Source organism: uncultured Fretibacterium sp. (assembly GCF_938040765.1).
Lineage (GTDB): Bacteria > Synergistota > Synergistia > Synergistales > Aminobacteriaceae > CAJPSE01.
In genome coordinates this window covers 1-3,135 of the sequence record NZ_CALIAA010000258.1, presented here as the reverse complement: position 1 = coordinate 3,135, position 3,135 = coordinate 1, and the positions used below count along the sequence as shown (strand labels likewise).

Below are 3,135 nucleotides of genomic sequence, written 5' to 3'. Positions count from 1 at the left end.
CCATCAGGCCGTTGGCGGACAGATAATCCAGATATCTCCGATAGATTGCGGGGAGGACCCGCGCCGTGGGGTCGTCCTCCCTGAGGCCGACCTCCGTCTGCTCCGGCAGGACGGCCTCGTTGAGCAGCTCCCGTATATCCTCCGACAGGATGTCCAGAAACCCTGCGCGTCCCAGGCCCGGCCACAAAGTCAGCAGCTCGGGGTCCTCCTCCAGCAGGGCCCGGAGCAGGCGGCTCAGGATCAAACGGTGGTCGGGCGGCTCGATCGGGCGCAGGCGCCTGGCCTCGCAGAAGCCGCAGACGTTGTCATAGAGGTCCTGCCAGTTCCACAGGATATCCTCCGGAGGTCCGTCAAGGCCGAATTCGTCCCGGCCCGCACGCTCCCTCCACCAGTTTCGGTCCCGACGGGACGGGACGACAAAGCGGACGTCCTCCCCCAGGGGGAGGAAGCTTCGCATCGCCCCGTCGAGCTCGGAGACCCTGAGGTAGGGGATGATCCGCATCGTCCGCTCCGGTCAGGAGCCGCGTTTCCTCATCAGCCACAGGAGGAGCATGCTGAGGAGGATGGCGGACGAGAAGCCGACCCCGGCGCCGTAGAGTGCGAACAGGACGCCCTCCTCGCTCCAGGGGAGGAGCAGGCCGCGGATCAGGAGCGTCGGAAGCGCGACGGCCAGGGCGGCAGCCGTGAGAATCCGAAGCGTTTTTTGTGCGTTTTGCGGAGTCTGAGGTTTGCGACCGAACATGAAACCTCCCAATGGCCTTTGCGTCGCCGAGGATCGAGAACCTTTTCTGCCGAGAGCCGATTTTTCCGAAATCCATGGGGATCCCAGCCGGATCCATGAGAAATTATAGCAGGAGAACCCGTCCCCCTCCTTTCTGCCGATCTCCCGGTAAATTGCCGAATTTCGCCTAGGCCCCAACCGCGGGCCATAGGATAGAATGAGGGCGAGCTCCCCCGACGCGAGAGGATCGCGGAAAAGGGGGAGGACGTCGACGGAAAGTGAGGAAATCTGTCCATGCAGCGGAGATTGCCGATCGTTTTGATTCTTTTGAGCCTGGCCTCGCTTCTCCTGCCGGCCGAGGGGCGGGCCGCCATAGACAAAGTCACCGTCGAGGCGGCCTGGAGCCGTATCGCGGCAGCGGGAGACATGCGGGACGTCCCCCTGTTCTACGAGAAGGACGAGGCCCCCAACGCCTGGGTGAAGTTCGAGTCCATGAAGCGGTTTACCGTGCACGTCACGGAGGGGTTGATGAAGATTCTCTCGACGCCCGACGAGATTGCCGGCATCCTGGGGCACGAGGTGGGGCACGTCCGGCGCGGGCATTACGGGCGGGGCACCCAGCGCCGGGTCGGATGGAGCATACTGAGCGCCCTGCTGGGCCAGGCCGGGGATGCGGCCCGGATTGTCGGGGCGGTCGGCATGAACCTCGCGGAGAGCGGATTCAGCCGCGAACAGGAGGTGGAGGCCGACGACTACGGCATGGACCTTGCGGTCAAGGCGGGATACAGCCCGTGGGGCCTCTACAACGCGATGAAGAGCTTCAAGGACAACGGCTACGCCACGGCTCGGAGCGGCTTCAACTCGCATCCCCCCACGGAGCGCCGCCTGAAGCATCTCGAGGAGAGGGCCAGGAGAATAGAAAAGGAGAAGCGTTAACCGGCGGGAGTTTTTCAAAGATTTTCCCGAATGATGTTATAATCAGTCTGCATTAGTCCATCCAGCAATTGTTGATGTTTCTAAAAACTTTCGACATCGTGGTGCTCCGGCGTCCGTGCCGGCGAATCTATCATGTCAAGGAGGAGTCGAAATGAGCGACAATTGGAAGGAACTTTTCAGCTCCGCGGCCCGAAAGACGCGTCCCTCGCCGGTGAGGGAGCTTCTCAAGGTCATCAAGCAGCCGGGGATGATCTCCTTTGCGGGAGGTATGCCGGCTCCCGAGGTCTTCCCCATCGATCAGTTCTCCGAGGGGTCCGAAAAGCTGGTCAGCGAGGGGACGTCGCTGCTTCAGTACGGCACGACGGAGGGCTATGACCCGCTTCGTTCCTTCCTTGCCAAGTGGACGGCCCCACGGATGGGACGCGAGGTAGGCCTGGACGAGATACTGCTGACGACGGGCTCCCAGCAGGTGCTCGACCTCTTCGCGTGGGCCATGATCGATCCCGGCGACGTCGCGATCGTCGAGGCCCCCAGTTACATGGCCGCCCTCACGGCCTTCTACAACCACGGCGCGGACTTCGCGAGCGTCCCGGTCGACGGAGAGGGGATGGTCGTGTCCGAGCTGCCCGTGCCCGATCCCCGGCCCGGCTGGGCGCGCATGAGGGTCATGGCCTTCGGCGTCAACACCTCGGAACTCTATTCCAGGCGGGGCCTGTCCGACCCCGATTTCACGTTCCCGCGGGTCCTGGGCATCGAGGGGGTCGGTGTCGTGGACGCCGTCGCGGAGGGTTCCGCGTACCGGGTGGGCCAGAAGGCGGCGTTCATGATGGGCGGCCTCGGGCGCGAGTACGACGGCTCCTACGCCGAGTACGCGCTGGTCCCGGAGGGGATCGTGATCCCCTTCGACTCCGACCTGGACTGGGCGGTCCTCGGCGCCCTGCCCGAGATGACGCAGACCGCGTACGGCTCGATCGTCTCGGCGATGCGCGCCAAGAGCGGGGACACGATCCTGGTGCGCGGCGCCACTTCCTCCGTCGGGCTGATGGCGGTGCGCCTGGGCGCGCGCATGGGGATGACGGTGGTCGCCACCTCGCGGCGCGAGTCCGCCCGTTCCCTCCTCCACGAGGCCGGGGCCGCCCACGTGGTCATCGACGACGGGCGCATCGAGCAGAAGGTGCGCGAGTGCGCGCCGGGTGGGGTGGGCGCGGCGCTGGAGCTGGTCGGCATCCCCGTGCTGGCCGACACCCTGCGCTGCGTGCGGCCCGGAGGCATGGTGTCCTTCACCGGGTCGCTCACCGGGGTGTGGTCGATGGAGGACTTCGCCCCCTTCCGCGTGATCCCGTCGACCGTGGGACTCACCACCTACCACGGCCAGGCGCGGGACCTGCCCCAGGAGGTGCTGCAGGACGTGCTGGACGCGGTCGCGCGCGCAGAGATGAGCGTGCCGATCGCGGGCGTGTTCCACGCCCTGGAGCAGG

General features: G+C 65.6%; 4 protein-coding genes. 2 read left to right on the top strand and 2 right to left on the bottom strand.

The window, feature by feature from the left end:
• Together Q0176_RS08995 and Q0176_RS08990 are read right to left on the bottom strand one after the other, a co-directional pair.
• Positions 1 to 502, bottom strand: a 502-nt coding sequence (locus Q0176_RS08995; protein WP_299301798.1) for a hypothetical protein, incomplete at its 3' end; no start/stop codon positions are given.
• A gap of 12 nt (positions 503 to 514) precedes the next feature.
• Positions 515 to 742, bottom strand: a complete 228-nt coding sequence (locus tag Q0176_RS08990) for a hypothetical protein (protein WP_299301795.1) — start codon at positions 740 to 742, stop codon at positions 515 to 517.
• A 273-nt stretch (positions 743 to 1,015) separates the two neighbouring features.
• On the opposite strand from Q0176_RS08990, the gene Q0176_RS08985 reads away from it, so the two are divergent.
• Both Q0176_RS08985 and Q0176_RS08980 read left to right on the top strand, forming a co-directional pair.
• Positions 1,016 to 1,657 (top strand): M48 family metallopeptidase, encoded by a 642-nt coding sequence (locus Q0176_RS08985; protein ID WP_299301792.1) that lies wholly within the window; start codon positions 1,016 to 1,018, stop codon positions 1,655 to 1,657.
• Between the two features lie 151 nt (positions 1,658 to 1,808).
• On the top strand, positions 1,809 to 3,135 hold a 1,327-nt coding region (locus Q0176_RS08980; protein WP_299301789.1), incomplete at its 3' end, for an aminotransferase class I/II-fold pyridoxal phosphate-dependent enzyme.